The sequence below is a fragment of the Variovorax boronicumulans genome (genome assembly GCF_029892485.1).
Lineage (GTDB): Bacteria > Pseudomonadota > Gammaproteobacteria > Burkholderiales > Burkholderiaceae_C > Variovorax > Variovorax boronicumulans_B.
Window position 1 is genome coordinate 161586 of record NZ_JARXVG010000011.1, and the last position, 23431, is coordinate 185016.

The following is a 23431-nucleotide window of genomic DNA, read 5'->3' on the forward strand; positions in this document are numbered from 1 at the left end:
GAGGCCATGCACGCGGCAACGTCTGTTTCCCTCGGTTCGGCGGAGGCACCGCCCGGCGAGCTGCGCCGTGCGCTGGCGCGCGCCGACGCCCGTCGCAAGTGGCGCGCCTTCGCGCTCACGGTGCCGCTGCTGGTGTTTTTGCTGCTCACGCTGCTGGTGCCCATCGTGGCGCTGCTGCAGCGCGCGGTCGAGAACCCCGAGGTGGCCAACGCGCTGCCGCGCACCGTGCGCGCGCTCGACGGCTGGAACCGCAAGGAGGCGCCCGCGCCGGCGGCCTATGCCGCCATCGCGGCCGACCTCGGCCAGCTGCCGGACAGCTCCGACGCGGGCGCCCTGGCGCGCCGCCTCAACACCGAGATCGCGGGCGCCCGTTCGCTGGTGATGGGCACCTTCCGCGCGCTGCCGATCGCCGGCACGCCCGAAGAGGTCAAGGCGCGCATGCTGGAGATCGATCCACGCTGGGGCGAAGCGCCGTTCTGGCAGGCGATTGCCAAGAACGGCTCGCGCTGGACGCCCGACTACCTGCTCGCCTCCGTCGACCTGCGGCGCGACGTGGCCGGCGAGGTGGAGCGCATGCCCCCCGACCAGCGCGCGTTCTCCGGCATCCTGCTGCGCACCTTCCAGATCAGCGCCGTGGTCACCTTCTTCTGCCTGCTGCTGGCCTATCCGCTGGCCTGGTGGCTGTCGACGCTGCCGGCGCGCAAGGCCAACGTGCTGATGATCCTGGTGCTGGTGCCGTTCTGGACCTCCATCCTGGTGCGCGTGGCGGCGTGGATCGTGCTGCTGCAATCCGAGGGGCTGGTCAACCGCGGCCTCATGGGCATCGGCCTCGTCGACCATCCGCTGGCGCTGCTGTTCAACCGCACCGGCGTGATCATCGCGATGGTGCACATCCTGCTGCCCTTCATGATCCTGCCGCTCTACAGCGTGATGAAGAGCGTGCCGCCCACCTACCTGCGCGCAGCCGTCTCGCTGGGCAGTTCGCCGCTGGCGGCGTTCTTCCGCGTGTATGTGCCGCAGACCTATCCGGGCATCGGCGCGGGTGCGCTGCTGGTGTTCATCCTGGCCATCGGCTACTACGTGACGCCGGCGCTCCTGGGCGGCGCGGACGACCAGATGCTGAGCTACTACATCGCGCGCTACACCAACGTGGAAATCAACTGGGGCATGGCCTGCGCGCTGGGCACCGTGCTGCTGGTCGCCACGCTGCTGCTGTATGCCGTGTACCGCCGCATCGGCAAGGCCGAGCTGAGCCTCGGCTGAACCGCACGAAAGACACACGCATGTTCAAGCTCCCTCACTTTCCGGCCTACGCCACCTTCGCCGACAAGCTCGGCTGGTGGGCGGTGCGCGCGGGCTGCATCGCGGTGCTGGCCTTTCTGCTGGCGCCCATCCTGGTGGTGATTCCGCTGTCGTTCTCCGACAGCTCGTTCCTGGCCTACCCGATCCCCGGCTGGTCGCTGCGCTGGTATCGCAACCTCTTCGAGTCGCCCGAGTGGGCGCGGGCGGCGCGCAACAGCTTCATCGTTGCGCCGGCCGCCACGGTGCTGGCCACCGTGCTGGGCACGCTGGCGGCGGTGGGCCTGTCGCGCACCAGCTTCGCCTTCAAGGGCCTCTTGATGAGCGTGCTGATCTCGCCGATGGTGGTGCCCATCGTGGTGGTGGGCGTTGCCACGTACCTCTACTTCGCGCCCATTGGCCTCGCCGACACCTACTTCGGGCTGATCGTGGTGCATGCGGCGCTGGGCGCGCCCTTCGTGCTGACCACGGTGCTCGCCACGCTGGCGGGCTTCAACCAGAACCTGGTGCGCGCATCGCTGAGCCTGGGCGAAACACCGTTCAGGACCTTCATGCGCATCACGCTGCCGGTGATCGCGCCGGGCGTGATCTCGGGGGCGCTGTTCGCCTTTGCCACTTCGTTCGACGAGGTGGTGGTCACGCTGTTCCTCGCGGGGCCCGACCAGGTCACGCTGCCGCGCCAGATGTTCACCGGCATCCGCGAGAACATCTCACCCACCATCGCCGCCGTGGCGACGCTGCTGATCATCTTCACCACCACGCTGCTGCTGGCGCTCGAATGGCTGCGCGGCCGGCGGCGCTGAAGCTCTCTGCGATGCCGACCAACACCACCCCGAACCAGCCGCTCGGCGGCAACACGATGCCGCGCTTCGCCGGCCCCGGCACGATGATGCGGCTGCCCACAGCCACCTCCCCCGAGGGGCTGGATGCGGCATTCATCGGCGTGCCGCTGGACATCGGCACCTCCAACCGGCCGGGCGCGCGCTTCGGACCGCGCCAGATCCGCGCCGAATCGGCATTGCTGCGCCCCTACAACATGGCCACCGGCGCGGCGCCCTTCGACAAGCTGAACGTGGCCGACCTGGGCGACGTGCCCATCAACACCTATTCGCTCGAGAAATCGATGGCCATCGTCTCGGCCTTCTACGACACGGTGCTGGCCGCCGGCTGCGCACCGCTGACGCTGGGCGGCGACCACACCATCGCGCTGCCGATCCTGCGCGCGGTGGCGCGAAAGCACGGCCCGGTCGCGCTGGTGCATGTCGATGCGCATGCGGACGTGAACGACGACATGTTCGGCGAGCGCATCGCGCACGGCACGCCGTTCCGGCGCGCGGTCGAGGAAGGCTTGCTGGCCTGCGACAAGGTCTGGCAGATCGGCCTGCGCGGCACCGGCTATGCGGCGGACGATTTCGACTGGCCGCGCGCACAGGGCTTTACCGTGGTGCAGGCGCACGAGGTCTGGTACCAGTCGCTCGCGCCGCTGATGGCACAGGTGCGCGAGCGCATCGGGCCCACGCATCCGGTCTACATCAGCTTCGACATCGACGGCATCGATCCCTCGTTCGCCGGCGGCACCGGCACGCCCGAGATCGGCGGGCTCACCGTGCCGCAGGCGCTGGAGATCGTGCGCGGCTGCCGCGGCCTGAACGTGGTGGGCGCCGACCTGGTGGAGGTCAGTCCGCCGTACGACACGAGCGGAAACACTGCGCTGCTCGGGGCCAATCTGCTCTACGAGATGCTGTGCGTGCTTCCCGGTGTACCTTTTCGCTGACCCTGCCATCCGTTCCTTCAGAGACAACACGACACCATGGACACCAAGACTTCTCCCCTCGCCCTCCTGAACGACCCCAGCCTGCTCAAGACCGATGCGCTGATTGCCGGCGAATGGATCGCGGGCGCCAGCCGCTTCGACGTGAACGACCCGGCCACCGGCAAGAAGCTGGCCGACGTGGCCAACCTTGCGCGCGCCGATGCCGCCGAGGCCATTGCCGCCGCCAACAAGGCGCTGGCCGCCTGGCGCGGCAAGACCGGCAAGGAGCGCAGCATCGTGCTGCGCAAGTGGTTCGACCTGCTGATCGCCAACACCGAGGACCTGGGCCGCCTGATGACCGCCGAGCAGGGCAAGCCCTTTGCGGAGGCCAAGGGCGAGGTCGTCTACGGCGCGAGCTTCGTCGAATGGTTTGCCGAAGAGGCCAAGCGCGTGAACGGCGAGGTGCTGCCGCAGTTCGACAACAACCGCCGCCTGCTGGTGATGAAACAGGCCATCGGCGTCTGCGCGGCGATCACGCCGTGGAATTTTCCGCTCGCGATGATCACCCGCAAGGTGGCGCCGGCGCTGGCCGCGGGCTGCACGGTGATCATCAAGCCGGCCGAGCTCACGCCGCTGACCGCGCTGGCCGCGGCGGAACTGGCGGTGCGCGCCGGCATTCCGGCGGGCGTGCTGAACGTGCTCACGGCCGACAGCCAGAACAGCATCGCGATCGGCAAGGAACTGTGCGAGAGCGACGTCGTTCGCCACCTGAGCTTCACCGGCTCCACCGAAGTGGGCCGCATCCTCATGAGCCAGTGCGCGCCGACGGTCAAGAAGCTGTCGCTGGAACTGGGCGGCAACGCGCCTTTCCTGGTGTTCGACGATGCCGACGTGGACTCGGCCGTCGAAGGCGCCATGGCGAGCAAGTACCGCAACGCCGGCCAGACCTGCGTGTGCGCGAACCGGCTGTATGTGCAGGATGGCATCTACGACGCCTTCGTCGAGAAATTCGCGGCCAAGGTCAAGGCGCTCAAGGTCGGCAACGGCTTCGACGAGGGCGTGGTGCAGGGCCCGCTGATCGAGGAAGCGGCCATCGACAAGGTGCAGCGCCATGTCGCCGACGCCATCGCCAAGGGCGGCAGGGTGCTGGCGGGCGGCCACAAGATGCAGGGCCAGTTCTTCGAGCCAACCGTGGTCGCCGAAGCCACCGCCGACATGCTGTGCGCACGCGAAGAAACCTTCGGACCGTTCGCGCCGGTGTTCCGCTTCAAGACCGAACAGGACGGCATCGACGCGGCGAACAACACCGAGTTCGGCCTGGCGAGCTACTTCTACACGCGCGACGTGGGCCGGATCTTCCGCGTGGCGGAAGCGCTGGAATACGGCATGGTCGGCATCAACGCGGGCGTGATCGCCACCGAGCACGTGCCCTTCGGCGGCGTGAAGCAGTCAGGCCTGGGGCGCGAAGGCTCGCACCACGGCATGGACGACTACGTGGAGATCAAGTACCTCTGCCTGGGCGACATCCAGAAGTAGGCAGCGAAGGAAAAAGGGCGGGGACAGGTCCCCGCCCCGCCCGCTATCTCGCCAGCACCGGCCTGAGCGCCACGCCGGTGTGCGTGCCCAGCCGCACCACCTCTTCCGGCGGCGCCGCGGCCACGATGCGCCCACCGGCGTTGCCGCCTTCGGGCCCGAGGTCGATGATCCAGTCGGCTTCGGCGATCACGTCCAGGTCGTGCTCGATCACCACCACGCTGTGGCCGCCGTTCACCAGCCGGTGCAGCACGTGGATCAGCTTCTCTACGTCGGCCATGTGCAGGCCCACGGTCGGCTCGTCGAGCACGTACAGCGTGTGCGGCGCCTTCTGGCCGCGGCGGGTGATGTCGTCGCGCACCTTGCTCAGCTCGGTCACCAGCTTGATGCGCTGCGCCTCGCCGCCAGAGAGCGTGGGCGAGGGCTGGCCCAGCGTGAGGTAGCCCAGCCCCACGTCCTTCAGCAGCTGCAGCGGATGCGCGATGTTGGGCATGCTCGCGAAGAACTCGACGGCCTCGTCCACCTCCATCTTCAGCACGTCGCCAATGCTCTTGCCGCGCCAGCTCACGGCCAGCGTCTCGGGATTGAAGCGCGCGCCGTGGCAGACCTCGCAAGGCACCTTCACATCGGGCAGGAAGCTCATCTCGATGGTGCGCACGCCCGCGCCCTCGCAGCCCGGGCAGCGGCCTTCGCCGGTGTTGAAGCTGAAGCGCGCCGGGCCGTAGCCGCGCGCCTTGGCTTCGAGCGTGTCGGCAAAGAGCTTGCGGATGGTGTCCCAGAAGCCGATGTAGGTGGCCGGGCAGCTGCGCGGCGTCTTGCCGATGGGGGTCTGGTCGACTTCGAGCACGCGGTCGATGGTCTCGTAGCCCTCGACCTTGCTGCAGCCGGACCAGGCCGCGCGTTTGCCCGCGGCATCGGCATCACGGCCCGCCTTGGTCATGCGCTGGATCACGATGCCCTGCACGCTGGCCAGCAGCACGTCGCGCGCCAGCGTCGACTTGCCCGAGCCGCTGACGCCGGTGACCACCACGAGGCGGTGCAGCGGCAGCGTGGCGGTCAGGTCCTGCAGATTGTGCAGGTCGGCGCCATGCACCGTGAGCCAGTTGCCGCTGTCTTCGGCCTTCGGATCGGGCGAGGGAATCAGCCGCCGCGCCTGCAGCGGATGCCGGATGGCATCGCGCAGGTACCGGCCCGTCTGCGAATCGCTCGCCTTCTCGATGTCCGCCACCGAGCCTTCAGCCACCAGCCGCCCGCCGCGCTTGCCCGCACTCGGACCGATGTCGATGATGTGGTCGGCGCGGCGGATGGTGTCTTCGTCGTGCTCCACCACCACCAGCGTGTTGCCCTTGTCGCCGAGCTTGTGCAGCGCGTTCAGCAGGATCTGGTTGTCGCGCGCATGCAGGCCGATGGTCGGCTCGTCGAGCACGTAGCACACGCCCTGCAGGTTGCTGCCCAGCTGCGCGGCCAGGCGGATGCGCTGCGCTTCGCCGCCGGAGAGCGTGGGTGCGCCGCGGTCGAGCGTGAGATACCCCAGGCCCACCTCTTCGAGGAATTCGAGGCGGCTCTTGATCTCGGGCACCAGGTCGCGCGCGATCTCGGCTTCGCGGCCGGTGAGCACCAGCCCTTCGAACCACTGGCGCACCTCGGTCACGCTCATGCGCGCCAGCGCGGTGATGCCGATGCCGCCCGAGCCGTCGGCCGCGGTGCCGAAGCCCACGGCGCGGGCCGTGGCGTTCAGGCGCGTGCCTTCGCAGGTCGGGCACGCCGTGTCGGCCAGGTCTTCGACCTCGGGTTCGGCGAAGGTCTGTTCGCGGCCCTTGTTGTCGTCGTCGCGGATCGAGTCGTCGAAGACCTTGCGCTGGTCCTTGCTGAGCTTGACGCCCGTGCCCACGCAGTCGGGGCACCAGCCGTGCTTGCTGTTGTAGCTGAAGAGGCGCGGGTCGAGCTCGGCATAACTGGTGCTGCAGATCGGGCAGGCGCGCAGCGTGGAGAACACGTTGACGCGGCCGATGCCCGCGGCCGAGACGCCGGCCATCATCGCGGCCTTGAGGCCGTCGAGATGGCTCAGCACATGGACCACGCCCTTGCCGTGCTCCAGCGCGCGGGTCAATGCCTCGCGCAATTCGGTTTCCTTCGATGGCAGCACGTCGAGGCTGGCCACGGGCAGCTCGATGCTGTGCTCCTTGAAGCGGTCGATACGCGGGAAGCCGGTGGTCGGCAGGAAATCGCCGTCCACGCGCAGGTGCGTGAAGCCGCGCGGCCGTGCCCAGTCGGCCAGTTCGGTGTACACGCCTTTGCGGTTGCTCACCAGCGGCGCGAGCAGGCCGATGTGCTGGCCCTTGAAGTTGCGCATCAGCTGCGCGGCGATGCTGTCGGGCGTCTGCGGCTGCACGGCCGCGCCGTCGTGGATGCAGTGCTGGATGCCCAGCTTCACATACAGGAGGCGCAGGAAGTGCCACACCTCGGTGGTGGTGCCCACCGTGCTCTTGCGGCCGCCGCGCGAGAGGCGCTGTTCGATGGCCACGGTCGGCGGAATGCCGTAGACGGCATCGACTTCAGGGCGCCCCGCCGGCTGCACGATGCTGCGCGCATAGGCGTTGAGCGATTCGAGGTAGCGCCGCTGCCCTTCGTTGAACAGGATGTCGAAGGCCAGCGTCGACTTGCCCGAGCCGCTCACGCCCGTCACCACGCTGAACTTGCCGCGCGGAATGTTCACGCTGAGGTTCTTCAGGTTGTGCTCGCGCGCGTTGACGATCTCGATGGCGTTGCTGCCGGGTGCCGTCTTCGCGTTGGCGATGTAGCGGCGCGCCGCGCGCTCGGCCACCTTGTAGGCCTCGGGGCCGATGGCGAGTTCGTAGTCGGCCAGCGCCGCGCCGGTGAGCGAGGCGCGGTTCTCGCGCAGTTGCTCGGGCGTGCCTTCGGCCACCACCATGCCGCCGCCCTCGCCGCCTTCGGGGCCGAGGTCGATGCACCAGTCGCTGGCGCGGATCACGTCGAGGTTGTGCTCGATGACGATCAGCGAATGGCCGGCATCGAGCAACTTGCGCAGCGCGCGCATCAGCCGCGCGATGTCGTCGAAGTGCAGGCCCGTGGTCGGTTCGTCGAACAGGAACAGCGTGCCCTTGCGGGCGACCGACTGCTTGCTCGCCGTTGCGCTCTTCGCGGCTTCGGCGAGGAAACCTGCGAGCTTGAGACGCTGCGCTTCGCCACCCGAGAGCGTGGGCACGGGCTGGCCGAGCTTGACGTAGTCGAGCCCCACATCGGAAATCGGCTGCAGCACGCGCAGCACGTCGCGGTCGGCCTCGAACACCACGGCCGCTTCGGCCACGGTGAGGTCGAGCACGTCAGCCACGTTGTAGTTCTTGCCCTTGCGCTCCACGCGCACTTCGAGGATCTCGGGGCGGTAGCGCTTGCCGTCGCAGTCGGGGCAGCGCAGGTACACGTCCGACAGGAACTGCATCTCGACGTGCTCGAAGCCCGAGCCGCCGCAGGTCGGGCAGCGCCCGTCGCCGGAGTTGAAGCTGAACTTGCTCGCGGTGTAGCCGCGCTGGCGCGACAAGGCCGCAGTGGCGAAGATTTCGCGGATGGCGTCCCATGCGCCCACGTAGCTCGCGGGGTTGGAGCGCGCGGTCTTGCCGATGGGCGACTGGTCGACGAAGACCACATCGCCCAGGTGATCGGCGCCCAGCAGGCGGTCGTGTGCGCCCGGCGTTTCCGTGGCCTTGCCGAAGTGGCGCATGAGCGCGGGCGCCAGCACGTCCTGAATCAGCGTGGACTTGCCCGAGCCGCTCACGCCGGTGACGCACACCAGCCGCGCGAGCGGGAATTCGACCGTCACGTTCTGCAGGTTGTGCTCGCGCGCGCCTTCCAGGATGAGCCGGTGCGTGTTCTCGCTCACCAGCCGCTTGAAGCCCATGCCGATCTTCTTGCGGCCGCCCAGATACTGGCCGGTGAGCGTGTCGGCGTCGCGCAGCTGGTCGGTGGTGCCGTCGAACACGATCTGTCCGCCGCGGATGCCGGGGCCGGGGCCCATGTCGATCACGCGGTCGGCCGCGAGCATCACGGCCGGGTCGTGCTCGACCACCACCAGCGTGTTGCCCGCATCGCGCAGGCGCAGCATGGCCTCGGTGATGCGGTTCATGTCGCGCGGGTGCAGGCCGATGCTGGGCTCGTCGAGCACGAAGAGCGTGTTGACCAGCGAGGTGCCGAGCGCGGTCGTGAGGTTGATGCGCTGCACTTCGCCGCCCGAGAGCGTGCGGCTCTGGCGGTCGAGCGTGAGGTAGCCGATGCCGACGTCGTGCAGGTAGCGCAGGCGGGTGGTGATTTCTTCGAAAAGAAGTTTCAGCGCCTGGGTTTCGCCCTCACCCCTGCCCTCTCCCGCAAGCGGGAGGGGGAGTGAATCGGGCCCCGCCTGGCTCCCTCTCCCGCTTGCGGGAGAGGGTTGGGGTGAGGGCTGCTGCCTGTCGAAGAACCGCCGCAGCCGCTCGATCGGCAACAACATCAGGTCATGCAGACAAAGCCCGGGCAAGGCTTCGAGTTGCGCCCGCGTCCACTTCACGCCGGTCGGCATGAAGCGCTTCGCGGGCGGCAGCACCGCATCCGCATCTTCCTTGCTGCCGATGCGCCAGATCAGGCTGTCGAGCTTGAGCCGCGCACCGCTGCAGGTCGGGCACTGCGTGTAGCTGCGGTACTTGGACAAGAGCACGCGGATGTGCATCTTGTAGGCCTTGCTCTCCAGGTAGCCGAAGAAGCGGCGCACGCCATACCACTGCTTGTTCCAGTTGCCGTCCTTGTAGTTGGGCGTGCCCTCGATCACCCAGTGCTTCTGCTCGTCGGTGAGCTTGTTCCAGGGCGTGTCGCGCGGAATGCCTGCGGCCTCGGCGTGGCGCATGAGGTCGTCCTGCGCCTCTTTCCACGCGGGGGTCTGGATGGTCTTGATCGCGCCCGCGCGCAGCGTGAGCTTGTCGTTCGGGATCACGAGGCCCAGGTCGACGCCGATCACGCGGCCGAAGCCACGGCAGGTGTCGCAGGCGCCGACGGCCGAGTTGAACGAGAACATCGACGGGATCGGGTCGGTGTAGCGGATGTCGCTCTCGGGGCAGTGCAGGCCGGTGGAGAACTTCCAGACCTCCGTCGGCGCGTTTTCTTCGGCGCCGGTTGCGTGCACGGTGACGCGCCCGCTGCCGCGCTTGAGCGCCATTTCGATGGCTTCCACCACGCGCGAACGCTCGGCGCTCGAGATCCGGAAGCGATCAGCCACTACGTCGAGCACCTTGCGCGGGCCGGTGGGCGTGGCCACTTCGCGCTCCGACTGCACGCGCGTGAAGCCGCTGGCCGACAGCCACTGCGTCACTTCTTCAGCCGACGTGCCCGCCGGCAGTTCGACCGGAAAGGTGACGACCAGCCGTGGATCGCCCGCCGCACCCGCGCGCTCGGCGATCTGCGCATAGATGCTGTCGGGCGAATCGTGGCGCACCGGCAGCGCGGTCTCGCGGTCGAAGAGCTGCGCCGCGCGGGCGTAGAGCAGCTTCAGGTGGTCGTTCAGCTCGGTCATCGTGCCGACCGTGGAACGCGAGGAGCGCACCGGGTTGGTCTGGTCGATGGCGATGGCGGGCGGCACGCCCTCCACCTTGTCGACGGCCGGCTTGTCCATGCGGTCCAGGAACTGGCGCGCATAGGCGGAGAAGGTCTCCACATACCGCCGCTGGCCTTCGGCGTAGAGGGTGTCGAACACGAGACTGGATTTGCCCGAGCCGCTGGGCCCGGTGACCACGGTCATCTCGCCTGTGCGGATGTCGAGGTCGAGGTTCTGGAGGTTGTGCTGGCGCGCGCCGCGAATCCGGATGGAGCCCTGTGTCATGAGTGCCTTGGGGGGTGGGGCAAACATTCTAGGGAGTGGTCCATGACGCATTCGTGCACTGCATCACAAGGTACGTGCCAGCGCAGGGGTTTGTCCGGATTCAGATTTGGACACCTTTGATAACAAATACCACATTTGTTTTCAACTGCATCCATGAACATCCCTCGAAAGGCTTCTTCCATGACGAAGACCCGCGCGCTTTGCACTGCCGCCCTGCTGGCGTGGACCGCGATGGGCGCGTCGGCCCAGATCCTCATCGGCCAGACCACCGGCATGACCGGCTCGGTCGCCGCGAGCGTGAACGAGACCATCGGCGGGGCCCAGCTGGTGATCGACGCGGCCAATGCCCAGGGCGGCATCCACGGCGAGAAGATCGAGGTGATCCGCATGGACGACGGCTTCGACGTGAAGCGCGCCAGCGACAACGCCCGCACGCTGATCGAGGACAGGAAGGTGGTGGCGCTCTTCATGAGCCGCGGCACGCCGCACTCGCAGGCCATCATCCCGTGGCTCGACAAGAACGAAGTGGCGCTGATCGGCCCTTCCACCGGTGCCATGGTGCTGCACAAGCCGCTGCAAAAGCATGTGTTCAATGTGCGCGCCACCTACCAGCGCGAGGCAGAAAAAGCGGTGCAGCACCTGCTGACCATCGGCCTCACCCGCATCGCGGTGGTCTACGTGACCGATTCGTTCGGCAAGGACGCGCTCGAAGGCGCGATGACCGGCTTCACCAAGGGCAAGGCCACGCCGACGGTGACCATTCCCGCCGACCGCGACAAGCCCGACTACGCAGCCATCGTGCCGGCCATCAAGGACGCCAACGCGCAGGCGGTGCTGTGGATCGGCTCGGGCATCGCCGTGGTCGACGGCATCAAGGCGCTGCGCGCGTCGGGCTCGGCGGCGCAGGTGGTCACGCTGTCGAACAACGCGTCGTCGGGCTTCATCAAGCAGTTGGGCGATGCAAGCAAGGGCGTCATCGTGACGCAGGTGTTCCCGAACGAGCGCTCGCTCGGCCAGCCGATGGTGAAGGAAGCGCTCGCGCTGGCCAAGGCCAAGGGGCAGGCGGAACTCTCGCCGGCCGCGCTCGAGGGCTTCGCCTCGGCCAAGGTGCTGGTCGAGGCGCTGCGCCGCGCGGGCCCCAGACCCAGCCGGGCCAAGGTGCTGGCGGCGCTGGAAAGCATCCGCAGCTATGACCTCGGCGGCGGGCTGGAGGTGAGCTACACGCCGCAGGACCACAGCGGCATCGACTTCGCGGACCTGGCGATCATCAGCGAGGGGCGGTTCAAGCGCTGAGCCGCGCCCTTCCGGAATCTCTTCTCCACGGCCCGCGGCACTCCCGCGGGCCGTTGCTTTTGGCAATCTGCAAACAATGGTTTGACAGGGTTTGCACGAGCAAGAAACTGTCACTCAAAGCAACACATTACACATCTTCTGACATGGGCCGTCCGGCTCGCGGAAAGGCTTTGTTCAATGAAGACGATGTTCGCGTCCTGCGCCGCCGCGCTCCTCCTGGCAGCGGGGGCTCCCGGGGCGTCGGCCCAGATCCTGATCGGCCAGTCGGCCGACCTTTCGGGCCCGGTGGCGGCCAGCGTGAAGGAAACGATCCTCGGCTCGCAACTGCTGATCGACCAGGTCAACGCACAGGGCGGCATCCATGGCGAGCAGATCGAGGTGATCCGGCTGGACGACGGCCTCGATGCCAAGCGTTCGCTCGAAAACACCCGCATCCTGATCGAGGACAGGAAGGTCCTCGCGCTGCTGCTGAACCGCGGCACGCCCAACACCATCGCGGTGATCCCGCTGCTCGACAAGTACGGCGTGGCGCTGGTCGGCCCCTCGACCGGGGCGATGGCGCTGCACAAGCCCCTGCAGAAGAACATCTTCAACGTGCGCTCGACCTACCAGCGCGAGGCCGAGAAGGCGGTGCAGCACCTGAACACCACCGGCATCCAGCGGATCGCGGTGGTCCAGGCCGATGACTCCTTCGGCAAGGACGCGATGGAGGGCGCGAACAAGGGCTTCGAGAAGGCGAACCTGAAGCCGGTGGTGCTGGCGCTGGCCGACCGCAACAAGCCCGATTTCGCGAGCATCGTGCCCCAGCTCACCAAGGCCAACGCACAGGCGGTTCTGTGGATCGGCTCGGGCACCGCGGTGACCGATGGCGTGAAGGCGCTGCGGGCCGCGGGCTCGGCGGCGCAGATCATCACGCTGTCGAACAACGCCGCCTCCGGCTTCATCAAGGAACTGGGTTCAGCGAGCGCGGGCGTGATCGTCACGCAGGTGCTGCCCTACGAGCGCTCGTTCGGCCATCCGCTGATCAAGGAAGCGCTGGCGCTTGCCAAGGCCAGGGGCCAGAACGACCTGTCGCCCGCGCTGCTCGAAGGCTTCGTCGCCACCAAGGTGCTGGTGGAAGCGCTGCGCCGCACGGGCCCCAAGCCCACGCGCGCGAAGCTCATCGCCACGCTCAACAGCTTCCAGTACGACATCGGCGGCGGGCTCGATGTGAGCTACTCGCCGACGGACCACTCGGGCATCGACTACGTCGACCTGTCGATCGTGAGCGAAGGACGCTTCAAGCGCTGATCGCGCCCTCGCCGTCCTGCTTGGTTGCCTACCTGGGCGCCGCGGCAGGCGCTGGCTCGTGCGTGGTGTCGCCGCCATGCTTCTCGCCCGACATGTCGATCTTGTCGCCGGCTTTCGAAATCACGTACAGGGCAATGGCGGCAAAGATGACGAAGCCGACGGCGAGTTTCCACATGGGTGCTGTCTCCTGGAGGGGATGAGTGAGGATGGCGGGGGTTCAAGAAAAGGGCCTCATGCCGTTGGATGGCATGAAGCCCCTTTGTTGAACGGAGGGCCGCTTCCGCAGCCCTCCTCTCGCACATGCAAATGTGTGCGATGCGTGCGATCAGTCGTTCGCGTAGATGTCCACGTCCTTCGTCTCGCGGATGAACAGCGTGCCGATCACCAGCGTGATGCCCGCGATGATGATCGGGTACCAGAGGCCGTTGTACATGTTGCCGGTGGAGGCCACGATGGCGAAGGCGGTGGTCGGCAGCAGGCCGCCGAACCAGCCGTTGCCGATGTGGTACGGCAGGCTCATCGAGGTGTAGCGGATGCGGGTGGGGAACATCTCGACCAGCATCGCGGCGATCGGGCCGTAGACCATGGTCACCAGCAGCACCAGCCAGAACAGCAGCAGCACCGTGAGCACCTTGTTGATCTTCGCGGGGTCGGCCTTGGCCGGGTAGCCTGCGATCTTCAGGTCTTCGGCCACGCCCTTCTTGAACGCGGCGATTTCCTTGGCCGAGCCTTCGTCGAACTTGAGGTTCACGACGTTGCCGACAGGCGCCTCGACACTCTTGTCGCCGATCTTCACGACGGCCTTCGAACCCGGCGCGCCGGCCACGTTCTCATAGCTCACCGAGTTCTGCACGAGGTAGCGCTTGGCGATGTCGCACGAGCTCTTGAAGTCGATCTCGCGGGCCACCGGGTTGCCCTGGAACGAGCACGAGGCCGGGTCGGCCGTCACCGTGACGCCGGCCGTGGCCTGCGCACGGGCGAGGTCGGGATTGGCGGCTTCGGTCAGCATCTTGAAGACCGGGAAGTAGGTGACCACGGCCAGCAGACAGCCGGCCATGATGATCGGCTTGCGGCCGATCTTGTCCGACAGCGTGCCGAAGATCACGAAGAACGGCGTGCCCAGCAGCAGCGCCGCGGCGATCATCAGGTTGGCCGTGGTCGCATCGACCTTCAGCTGTGCCGTCAGGAAGAAGAGCGCATAGAACTGGCCCGAATACCAGACCACGGCCTGCCCGGCAGTGAGGCCGACCAGCGCAAGAATGACGATCTTCAGGTTCTTCCACTCGCCGAACGATTCGGACAGCGGCGCCTTCGAGGTCTTGCCCTCGGCCTTCATCTTCTGGAAGGCCGGCGACTCCGACAGCGACAGGCGAATCCACACCGAGATGCCCAGCAGCAGGATCGACACCAGGAACGGCACGCGCCAGCCCCAGTCGTTGAAGACCGCTTCGCCCAGGCCTTCGCGCACGCCCAGGATCACCAGCAGGCTCAGGAACAGGCCCAGCGTGGCCGTGGTCTGGATCCACGAGGTGTACGCACCGCGCTTGCCGTGCGGCGAGTGCTCGGCCACATAGGTGGCTGCACCGCCGTACTCGCCGCCGAGCGCCAGGCCCTGCAGCATGCGCAGCGCGATCAGGATCACCGGCGCCGCGACGCCGATGGTCGCGTAGCTGGGCAGCAGGCCGACGATGAAGGTCGACAGGCCCATGATCAGGATCGTGACCAGGAAGGTGTACTTGCGCCCGATCATGTCGCCCAGGCGGCCGAACACGATGGCGCCGAACGGACGCACCAGGAAACCGGCCGCAAACGCCAGCAGCGCGAAGATGAAGGCGGCACCCGCATCCAGGCCGCTGAAGAACTGCTTGGCGATGATCGCCGCGAGCGAACCGTAGAGATAGAAGTCGTACCACTCGAACACGGTGCCGAGCGAGGAGGCGAAGATGACTTTCTTCTCCTCCGAGGACATGGGCCGGGGGGCCGGGTGCGGCACTCCCCGTGAATCTAGTGTGGCGGCCATTGCGTCGTCTCCTGTGTGTTTGCGTTCATGCGGCGCCCGATATTCGGGACCGTGAGGCATTCTTGGAGGCGTGACTGACCCGAGACTTGCGCGAAACTGAACCGATGCTTACGGATTAAGGTGAAACCCGCGGTGCGCGTTTCAGCTTGTAAGAAATCGAAACCCTCCGCGGGTTTGTCCTCACACGCTATTTGCTGCGCAGCAAGGAGGGGCGCTGGTCTGCGCCGGCCCATTGCGGACCGTCGAACCACGCATCGCCCGACAGGTACGAGCGCAGCATCGCGAGGCCGTCGAAGCCCCAGACGAGGCGCCCGTCGACCACATAGGCGGGCGTGCCGAACACGCCGAGCGCGAGCGCTTCGTCGGTGTTGCGCTTGAGCAGTGCCTTGCTCTCTTCGCTGCCCGCTTCGCGCTTCGGCCCCAGCTGCGCAGTGAGCGCGGCGAGCCGCGTGGCATCGCCGGCTTCTTCGCCGCCGCGCCACACGTTGCGAAAGATGGTCTCGGCCGCGAGCCGGCTGATGCTGCCGTCGTCGCTCGTCGACACCGCCAACCGCAGGTGCGGCAGCGGGTTGTAGGGGTGCGAGGCCGGCATCTCGATCTGGATGCCGTTGGAGTGCCCGAGCCACAGCACATGCCGATAGGTCCAGCTGCGCTTGGACGGAATCTCGGCCGGCCCGAGCTGGCCATGCTGCTTGAGCAGCGCGCCGAGCAGCACCGGCTTGTAGGCCACGCTGTAGCTCAGCCCCTCGAGCGCCTCTGGCAGGTGCTCGAACGCGAGGTGCGCGTAAGGCGAGATGAAGTCGAGATAGAAATCGATGTGCTTCATGCGTCGTGGTCTCCGGAGGGTTCGGGGATGCGCCAGATGCCGGCCCGGGCGCGCAACTCGATCGCGCGCCAGACGTGGCGCCGCGCGTCGTCTTCCATCTTGCTCCACCCCGCGATCTCCGGAATGGTGCGCAGGCACCCTTCGCAGAAGCCGCTCAGGCGGTCCATTCGGCACACCGAGGTGCAGGGGGAAGGCACGTCTTCGGCCAGTTCCCGCACGGCCACGGCGCGCGTGGCCAGCGTCTCGGCTTCCGCGAAGTTCAAACCACGTCCGCCACCGGCGCGCCGGTGAGCGTTTCGAGGTCTTGCGGCCTGAGCTGGAACACCGCATGCGGATGGCCTGCCGCAGCCCAGATCTCCTCGAAACGGAACAGCTCGCGGTCGATCAGCACCACCGGCTTGGTCGCATGCCCCACCGGCGAAACCCCGCCGATGGTGAAGCCGGTGCGCGCCTTCACGAACTCGGCGTCGGCGCGGCCGGTCTTGCCGACGAGCGCATCGACCTTCTTCTCGTCCACGCGCTTGTCGCCCGAGGTGATGACCAGCACCGCCACGTCGTCGCTCTTGCGGCGGAAGATGATGCTCTTGGCGATCTGCCCGACCGCGATGCCCAGCGCATCGGCCGCCTGCTGCGCGGTGCGGCAGGCGTCGTCGAGCATGCGCGGGGAATGGGGATGGCCGGCGTCCTGCAGCACGCGGGAGACGCGCTGGACGCCTTCGGGGAGGGAGTGGAGTTCAGAGCCGCACATGGATTCGAATCTACAAGAAGAAGAACGCGCGCCCTCAGGCGTTGCGCTTGAACATGAACAGGAACGCGCCCATCGCCATCAGCACACCGCCGAAGACGCGGTTCTGCGCGCGCCGGGCGCGCACGCTGCGCAGCACGCCCTGCAGCCGCGCGGCCAGCCAGGCGTAGCCGTGCATCACGGTCACGTCGACCATCACCGTCGTGGCCAGCAGCACCAGCAGCTGCAGCCACAGCGGACGCGTCGGCTGGATGAACTGCGGCAGCACGGCGGCCATGAAGACGATGCCCTTGGGGTTGGTCACGTTGGTGAGAAAGCCGCGCAGCACGCGCTGGCGTGCGGAGAGATCGGGCTCGCTCGTGGCTTGCGCCGCGTCGCCCTCGGCTTTTGCGACGGGTGCCCGCCACTGGCGCCACCCCAGCCACAGCAGGTAGCACGCACCGACCACCTTGATCACCGTGAACGCGGTGGCAGAGGCGGTAAGCACCGCGCCCACGCCGAGCCCCGCCACCAGCAGGATCACGGCCAGCCCCAGTTGCAGTCCGACGATGGTCGCCGTGGTGCGCCGCACGCCGTAGCTCAGGCCATGGCTCATGCTGAGCACCGCGCCCGAACCGGGCGAAACCGCGATGACGCAACTGGCCACCAGAAATGCAAGCCAGACATGCAGGTCCACGAAAACTCCTGTGCGTGTGTGTTGTTGCTTCAGCCAGCGCGCTTGGTGCGGATGGCCTTCGATGCGCGCGAGTTCGGCTCGCGCCCCAGCGCCTCGCTGATGTAGACGCCCGCGTCGATCAGCTTGTCCAGGTCGATGCCGGTCTCGATGCCCATGCCGTGCAGCATGTAGACCACGTCCTCGGTCGCGACATTGCCCGTCGCGCCCTTGGCATACGGACAACCGCCGAGGCCGGCCGAGGACGACTGGAAGTTCCACACGCCCAATTCGAGCGCCGCCAGCGTGTTGACCAGCGCCTGCCCGTAGGTGTCGTGGAAGTGGCCGGAAATGGCGGCCACATCGAAGTGCGCCAGCGTGGCCTCCATGGCCGCCTGCACCTTGCGCGGCGTGCCCACGCCGATGGTGTCGGCCACGTCCACGCGCTGGACGCCGATGCCCTTCATCAGCTGCGCGAGGTAACCCACCTTGGCCGGCGCGATCTCGCCTTCATAAGGGCAACCGACCGTGCACGACATCGCGCCGCGCACACGGATGCCCTTCTCGAGCGCGGCTGCCACCACGGGCGCGAAGCGCTCGATGCTCTCGGCGATCGAGCAGTTGATGTTCTTCTGGCTGAAGGCCTCGCTCGCGGCGCCGAACACCACGATCTCGTCGGGCCATTCCGCGCGCGGCGCGGCGATGGCGGCTTCGAAGCCCTTCATGTTGGGCGTGAGCACCGAGTAGAGAACGCCCGGCTTGCGCGTGATGCCGTGCATCACCTCGGCGTTGTCGGCCATCTGCGGCACCCACTTGGGCGAGACGAAGCTGGTGACCTCGATTTCCTTGAGCCCCGCATCCTGCAGGCGGTGCACGAGGCCGATCTTGATTTCGGCCGAGACGGGCTGCTTCTCGTTCTGCAGGCCGTCGCGCGGGCCGACGTCGACGAGCTGGACGCGGGTGGGGAGTTTCATGGGATGTCTCTTGTGTCGCGGGAGGATGGAAAGCCGCCTTCGATTGTCGGACACCTGGGAACACCCTGCCTGGTACACAAGTTCCGGAAGGTAGCAATGCGCGCCAGCGGGGTTGCAAATGGCGCCAGGCGCATCCCGGCGTCAGTAACCGCGCACGGGATCGACGATGCCGTTGATCGGCAGCCCCTCTTCCATCGCGCGGATCTTTCCGGCGATCTGGATGATGGATTCCTCGCGCAGCGTGCGCGCCGAGCCGTGCGGCGTCACGGTGATCTTCGGGTGGCGCCAGAAGGCGTGGTCGGCCGGCAGCGGCTCGACCTGGAACACGTCGAGCGTCGCGCCCGCGAGTTCGCCGGCGTCGAGCATCGGGATGAGGTCGTCTTCGACCAGATGCCCGCCGCGCGCGATGCTGATGAGATAGCCCTCTGGCCTCAGCTTGCCCAGCGTCTTGCGGTTCAGGATGCCGCGCGTGGCCTCGGTCAGCGGCAGCAGGTTGACCAGCACGCGCGTGGACGAAAGGAATTCATCGAACTGCGCCTCGCCGCTGAACACCTGCACGCCATCGATGGCCTTGGGGGAGCGGCTCCAGCCCAGCACCGGGAACTCGAACTGCGCCACGGCCTTGGCCACACGTTCGCCCAGCACGCCGAGCCCCATGATCCCGACCGGAAAATCGCGCCGCAGCTTCGGCTTGCGGTAGCTCCACTTGCCTTCGCGTGCATCCGCCTCGTACACGTCGAACTCGCGGAAATGGCGGATGAGCGTGTGGCACACGTACTCGGCCATCTGCACCGACATGCCCGCATCGTCGAGCCGCACGATGCGCGTGTGCGCCGGCACCTTGAGCTTGAGCAGCGCATCGACGCCCGCGCCGATGTTGAAGATGCCGCGCAACTGCGGCTGCTGGTCGATGAATTCCTGCGGCGGCGCCCACACCACGGCATGGTCGGCCTGCGGCGCGCCGGGCTTCCAGGCTTCGATGACGGCATCGGGGAGTTCGGCCTTGAGGCCCTCGATCCAGGGGTCTGGGCGGTTGTCGGTGAGGTAGACGGTGATTCGCATGGGGACGGATCTTAGTGAGGCCGCTGACGCGGCGCAGCCGGATGGCTATGCTCGAACGCCTCTCGCACCTCACCTCATCCCACCAGGAGACCCCATGATCAAAGTCAGCGTGATGTATCCCTATGCGGCCGATGCCCGCTTCGACCATGCCTACTACCGCGACAAGCACATGCCCCTGCTGAAGTCCCTCATGGGCGATGCCTGCCTCTCGTACACCATCGACAAGGGCCTGGCCGGCGGCGCCCCCGGAACGCCGCCCACGTACGTCGGCATGTGCCACGTGTTCTGCGAATCGGTCGAAGCCTTCCAGGGCGCCTTCAGTCCGCATGCCAAGGAGATCCTGGGCGACGTCAGGAACTACACCGACATCGCACCGGTGATGCAGATCAGCGAAGTGGTGGTGGGCTGATCGCTCACCGCCCCTCGCTCACGCCGCCTTCGCGCGGCGACGACGCCACATCACGCGCACCAGCCACGCGAGCGGCAACCCCACCAGCAACAGCCACGGCAACACCGCCGCCAGGAAAGTGATGAGCACGCCCACGCTCTCCGCCAGCACCGAGCCGGCTTCGCGCAGCGCACGCATCATCGGGTTGTAGCTGCCGCCGCCCTGCGACAACGTGCGCGTCGGCATGAACTGGATCTGGATGTGCTGCTTGCTCGTCTGTTGCTCCAGCACCTTGCGCTGCGTGGCGATGGCATCGAGTTCGGCCTGCGTATCCGACAGCGTGCGCTGGATCGCCAGCAGGTCGGCCATGGTGCGCTTGGTAACCGTGTCGCGCAGCATCAGCCGCAGGCTGTCACGGAACTCGACACGGTTCTTGATACGCGCCTCCACGTCGATCACCTCGGCGGTCTTGTCTTCGCTGGTGGTGTTCTGCGACACCACCTTGGCCACGCCCGCGAGGCCGCTGAGCAGCTTGTCGACGTCGGCCGGCGCCACGCGCATCTCGAGCATCGCGTTGCCGGGCTGCTGCGGCGTCTCGCGCAGCAGGGAAGACGACAGCAGCTCGCACTGCAGCCTGCCGCAGAGGTCGCGCACCTTGCCCCAGGCATCGGCGAGTTGCTCGGGCGGCACCTCGACGTTCAGGTCCTGCCGCACCGCGAGATAGCGCTGCAGCGGCGCCTGCTGGGACTGGCCCGCGTCGGCGGCGGCTTGTTCGACCTGCGGCGCGGCGAGCGACTGCTCCCTCTTCATCGCCATGCCGCCCGCAAAACCCGAAGGCGCCGACATGGGGGCAGGCGGCGGTGCGGCGTCGAGCGAAGCGACCTCGCCGCGCTTGCAACCGGCCAGCACGAGCGCGGCTGCCAGTGTCAGCATTGCAACGCCCGTACGGCGACGGGCGAGACGGGGCGAAACGAAGAGCGTGCGATGCGTCATGAAAGATCCCTTGAAGTGATGACTACCGCAGCTGATACGGGCGAGAACCCGCAACGGGGTTAAACCGTCGCCGTGGCCATTCGCAACAATTCGTCGCCCTCGGCCACCTGCTCGCCGGGCGAGAACATCAGTTCCTCGACCGTGCCATCGGCGGGCGCTGCGATGGTGTGTTCCATCTTCATGGCCTCCATCACCGCCAGCGGCTGGCCGCGGCTGACCTTGTCGCCGGCCTTGACCGCAAAGGACACGACCTTGCCGGGCATCGGCGCGGTGAGGCGGCCGCCTTCGGCCTGCGTGTCGCCCGCATGGGCAAGGCGGTCGATGGCGGTGATCTTCGTGGCGCCCTTCGCGGCAAACACGTGGGCCGTGGCGCCGTCCAGGTGCACGTCGAGCGTCTGGCGCGAGCCGGCGAACTCGACCTCGAACTCGCCCGTCGGGAACTGGCCGATGACCAGCGGCCCGGCCGTGCCGCCGGCTTCGAGCCAGAGGCCGCCGTCGCGCTTGTAGGTCAGCACGGCCGTCTGATCGCCGCCGCGGAACTCGAAGTCGAAATGGCGGCGGTATTCGCCGAGCGCGCGCCAGCCGTCGCGGCGGGCAAAGGGATCGGGCATCTTCGCGGGCCACTCGGTGATCAACGTGCGCGTGATCGCGGCGGCGGCCGCGACCGGCAGGCCCAGCGCCTCGCGGTCGAACAGCACGGCGCGCTCGCGCTCGATCAGCGCGGTGTCCAGATTCGCCTTCGAGAACGATTCGGTCGCGAGAATGCCTCGCAGGAACTGCACGTTGGTCGCCACGCCCACGATCTGCACCTGCGCGAGCGCCGCATCGAGCCGGGCCAGCGCCTCGGCGCGCGTGCTGCCGTGCACGATGAGCTTGGCGATCATCGAGTCGTAGAAAGGCGAGATCTCGCCGCCCTCGCGCACGCCGTCGTCGATGCGCACCCGGCTGCGCTGGAACGCGGTCGCCTGCGGCTTGCGGTACACGCGCAGCGTGCCGGTGGCGGGCAGGAAGTTGTTGTCGGGGTTCTCGGCGCAGATGCGCGCTTCGATGGCGTGGCCGTGGATCTGCAGGTCCGCCTGCCTGGCGGGCAGCGCTTCGCCCGAAGCCACGCGCAATTGCCATTCGACAAGGTCGAGGCCGGTGATCGCTTCGGTCACCGGGTGCTCCACCTGAAGGCGCGTGTTCATCTCCATGAAGAAGAAGTTCATCTCGCCGCCTTCTCGCTGCTCGACGATGAATTCGACCGTACCTGCGCCGACGTAGCTCACGGCACGCGCGGCCGCCACGGCCGCATCGCCCATCTGCTTGCGCATCGCCTCGGTCATTCCGGGCGCGGGCGCTTCCTCGAGCACCTTTTGATGGCGGCGCTGCACCGAGCAGTCGCGCTCGAACAAGTAGACGTAGTTGCCCTGCGTGTCGCCGAACACCTGGATCTCGATGTGGCGCGGGCGCTGCACGTACTTCTCGATCAGCACCGCGTCGTCGCCGAAGCTGTTGATGGCTTCGCGCTTGCACGAAGCGAGCGCCGCCTCGAAGTCCGCGGCCTTATCGACCGCGCGCATGCCCTTGCCGCCGCCGCCCGCGCTCGCCTTGATGAGCACCGGGTAGCCGATGCGATCAGCCTCGCGCTGCAGCAGCGCCGGGTCCTGGTCGTGGCCGTGGTAGCCGGGGACCAGCGGCACGCCGGCCTTTTCCATCAACTGCTTGGACTCGGCCTTCAGGCCCATCGCCTTGATCGCCGAGGGCGGCGGGCCGATGAAGACCAGCCCCGCGTCAGCACAGGCCTGCGCGAACTCTTCGTTCTCGCTCAGGAAGCCGTAGCCGGGGTGCACCGCTTCGGCGCCCGTGGCCTTGGCGGCTTCGAGGATCCGCTCCCAGCGCAGGTAGCTTTCCTTGGGTGCGCTGCCACCGATGTGCACCGACTCGTCGCAGGCGCGCACATGGTTGGCATGCGCGTCGGCATCGGAATACACGGCGACCGTGCGGATGGCCATGCGGCGCGCAGTTGCAGCAACACGGCAGGCGATCTCGCCACGGTTGGCGATAAGGATCTTTTTAAACATTCGGAGTGTCTCCCGGAGGATTCTTTTTCAGTTGAAACGCAGGCACGACGCCCGGATCGGGCCGCCCGCTGAAGATGCGGGCCACGCGGCTGAACAGCGCGCGCAGAAAACGCCAGCTCTTGCGGATGAGCCACACGCTGAGCACCAGCACGAGGACGAACAGCACGAGAAAGACGAGCGGATGCGCCACCGCAAGCCACAGCCCGGCCGGCACCATCGTGTCTTCGACCAGCGAAGCGCCCACGTTGGAAAACGGCTCGGGCGAGGTGTTGATGGCCGCGCGCGTCGTGGCCTTGGCCGCATGCGCTGTGGCCGCGAAGCTGCCGCCGAGCAGCGCGGCCACGATGGCCATCACGCCATGGTCCGCACCGAACACGCTGGCCGCGAGCGCCGCGCCGGCGGGAATGCGGATCGCGGTGTGCACCACGTCCCAGAGCGAATCGAGGCCGGGAATCTTGTCGGCGAAGAACTCGATGAACACCATGAAGCCGCTGGCCGCCATCACCACGGGGTGCGCCAGCAGTTGCAGCCCGCTCGGCAGCGGCACCCAGCCAAAGTAGCCGACGATGCCGGTCAGCAGCACCACGAGATACAGGCGCACGCCGCTGGCCCAGCCGATGGCGGCGGACAGGGCGAGCAGTTGGGGCATGTCGAGCGCGTCCATGGTGTGTCCTTTGCTT

19 protein-coding genes are annotated in these 23431 nt (G+C 67.5%); 7 read left to right on the forward strand and 12 right to left on the reverse strand.

Annotated elements, in window-relative coordinates; translation table 11 throughout:
* Nucleotides 1-6: 6 nt before the first annotated feature.
* From M2282_RS23695 to M2282_RS23710, 4 genes are read left to right on the forward strand one after another with little or no spacing between them, the layout of a single operon-like run.
* The gene (locus M2282_RS23695; RefSeq protein ID WP_280811214.1) at nt 7-1263 is read left to right on the forward strand and encodes an ABC transporter permease; all 1257 of its coding nucleotides are present in this window, start codon (nt 7-9) and stop codon (nt 1261-1263) included.
* A 20-nt stretch (nt 1264-1283) separates the two neighbouring features.
* Complete coding sequence (locus tag M2282_RS23700) at nt 1284-2102, forward strand: ABC transporter permease (RefSeq protein ID WP_280811215.1); 819 nt, start codon at nt 1284-1286, stop codon at nt 2100-2102.
* Between the two features lie 11 nt (nt 2103-2113).
* Nucleotides 2114-3073: an agmatinase gene (speB, locus tag M2282_RS23705; RefSeq protein WP_280811216.1), complete on the forward strand. Its 960-nt coding sequence runs from the start codon at nt 2114-2116 to the stop codon at nt 3071-3073.
* Nucleotides 3074-3109: 36 nt separating this feature from the next.
* Nucleotides 3110-4588 (forward strand): NAD-dependent succinate-semialdehyde dehydrogenase, encoded by a 1479-nt coding sequence (locus M2282_RS23710; RefSeq protein ID WP_280811217.1) that lies wholly within the window; start codon nt 3110-3112, stop codon nt 4586-4588.
* Between the two features lie 43 nt (nt 4589-4631).
* On the opposite strand, the gene uvrA is transcribed toward M2282_RS23710, so the two are convergent.
* Complete coding sequence (gene uvrA, locus M2282_RS23715) at nt 4632-10445, reverse strand: excinuclease ABC subunit UvrA (RefSeq protein ID WP_280811292.1); 5814 nt, start codon at nt 10443-10445, stop codon at nt 4632-4634.
* Nucleotides 10446-10625: 180 nt separating this feature from the next.
* Here uvrA and M2282_RS23720 point away from each other — a divergent pair, with 180 nt between their 5' ends.
* Both M2282_RS23720 and M2282_RS23725 read left to right on the forward strand, forming a co-directional pair.
* Complete coding sequence (locus tag M2282_RS23720) at nt 10626-11738, forward strand: ABC transporter substrate-binding protein (RefSeq protein ID WP_280811218.1); 1113 nt, start codon at nt 10626-10628, stop codon at nt 11736-11738.
* A gap of 177 nt (nt 11739-11915) precedes the next feature.
* A complete protein-coding gene (locus M2282_RS23725; RefSeq protein WP_280811219.1) occupies nt 11916-13028 on the forward strand; it encodes an ABC transporter substrate-binding protein in 1113 nt (370 codons plus the stop codon).
* A 28-nt stretch (nt 13029-13056) separates the two neighbouring features.
* Here M2282_RS23725 and M2282_RS23730 read toward each other — a convergent pair whose 3' ends face one another.
* The 8 genes from M2282_RS23730 to M2282_RS23765 form a co-directional block, all read right to left on the reverse strand.
* A complete protein-coding gene (locus tag M2282_RS23730) occupies nt 13057-13203 on the reverse strand; it encodes a hypothetical protein (RefSeq protein ID WP_280811220.1) in 147 nt (48 codons plus the stop codon).
* A gap of 150 nt (nt 13204-13353) precedes the next feature.
* Complete coding sequence (locus M2282_RS23735) at nt 13354-15048, reverse strand: MFS transporter (protein WP_280811221.1); 1695 nt, start codon at nt 15046-15048, stop codon at nt 13354-13356.
* Between the two features lie 187 nt (nt 15049-15235).
* On the reverse strand, nt 15236-15874 hold the full coding sequence (locus M2282_RS23740) for a 2-hydroxychromene-2-carboxylate isomerase (RefSeq protein ID WP_280811223.1): 639 nt from the start codon (nt 15872-15874) through the stop codon (nt 15236-15238).
* Nucleotides 15871-16137, reverse strand: coding sequence for a DUF1289 domain-containing protein (locus M2282_RS23745; protein WP_280811224.1), 267 nt, complete (start codon nt 16135-16137; stop codon nt 15871-15873). The genes M2282_RS23740 and M2282_RS23745 overlap by 4 nt, the downstream gene beginning before the upstream one ends.
* Nucleotides 16134-16622 carry a YbaK/EbsC family protein gene (locus M2282_RS23750; RefSeq protein WP_280811225.1) on the reverse strand — a complete coding sequence of 163 codons (489 nt, stop codon included), beginning with the start codon at nt 16620-16622 and terminating at the stop codon, nt 16134-16136. Before M2282_RS23750 ends, M2282_RS23745 begins: the two co-directional genes overlap by 4 nt.
* Before the next feature lie 34 nt (nt 16623-16656).
* Nucleotides 16657-17295, reverse strand: a complete 639-nt coding sequence (rhtB, locus tag M2282_RS23755; protein ID WP_280811226.1) for a homoserine/homoserine lactone efflux protein — start codon at nt 17293-17295, stop codon at nt 16657-16659.
* A gap of 29 nt (nt 17296-17324) precedes the next feature.
* Complete coding sequence (locus M2282_RS23760; protein WP_280811227.1) at nt 17325-18245, reverse strand: hydroxymethylglutaryl-CoA lyase; 921 nt, start codon at nt 18243-18245, stop codon at nt 17325-17327.
* A 141-nt stretch (nt 18246-18386) separates the two neighbouring features.
* Nucleotides 18387-19307 (reverse strand): 2-hydroxyacid dehydrogenase, encoded by a 921-nt coding sequence (locus tag M2282_RS23765; protein ID WP_280811228.1) that lies wholly within the window; start codon nt 19305-19307, stop codon nt 18387-18389.
* 94 nt (nt 19308-19401) lie between these two features.
* Between M2282_RS23765 and M2282_RS23770 the strand changes: the two genes are divergently transcribed.
* Complete coding sequence (locus M2282_RS23770) at nt 19402-19716, forward strand: EthD family reductase (RefSeq protein WP_280811229.1); 315 nt, start codon at nt 19402-19404, stop codon at nt 19714-19716.
* A gap of 18 nt (nt 19717-19734) precedes the next feature.
* On the opposite strand, the gene M2282_RS23775 is transcribed toward M2282_RS23770, so the two are convergent.
* The 3 genes from M2282_RS23775 to M2282_RS23785 form a co-directional block, all read right to left on the reverse strand.
* Nucleotides 19735-20628 (reverse strand): DUF4349 domain-containing protein, encoded by an 894-nt coding sequence (locus tag M2282_RS23775; RefSeq protein ID WP_280811230.1) that lies wholly within the window; start codon nt 20626-20628, stop codon nt 19735-19737.
* A 119-nt stretch (nt 20629-20747) separates the two neighbouring features.
* Nucleotides 20748-22751: an acetyl/propionyl/methylcrotonyl-CoA carboxylase subunit alpha gene (locus tag M2282_RS23780; RefSeq protein ID WP_280811231.1), complete on the reverse strand. Its 2004-nt coding sequence runs from the start codon at nt 22749-22751 to the stop codon at nt 20748-20750.
* Nucleotides 22744-23415: a DUF4126 domain-containing protein gene (locus M2282_RS23785; RefSeq protein WP_280811232.1), complete on the reverse strand. Its 672-nt coding sequence runs from the start codon at nt 23413-23415 to the stop codon at nt 22744-22746. The genes M2282_RS23780 and M2282_RS23785 overlap by 8 nt, the downstream gene beginning before the upstream one ends.
* Nucleotides 23416-23431 lie beyond the last annotated feature (16 nt).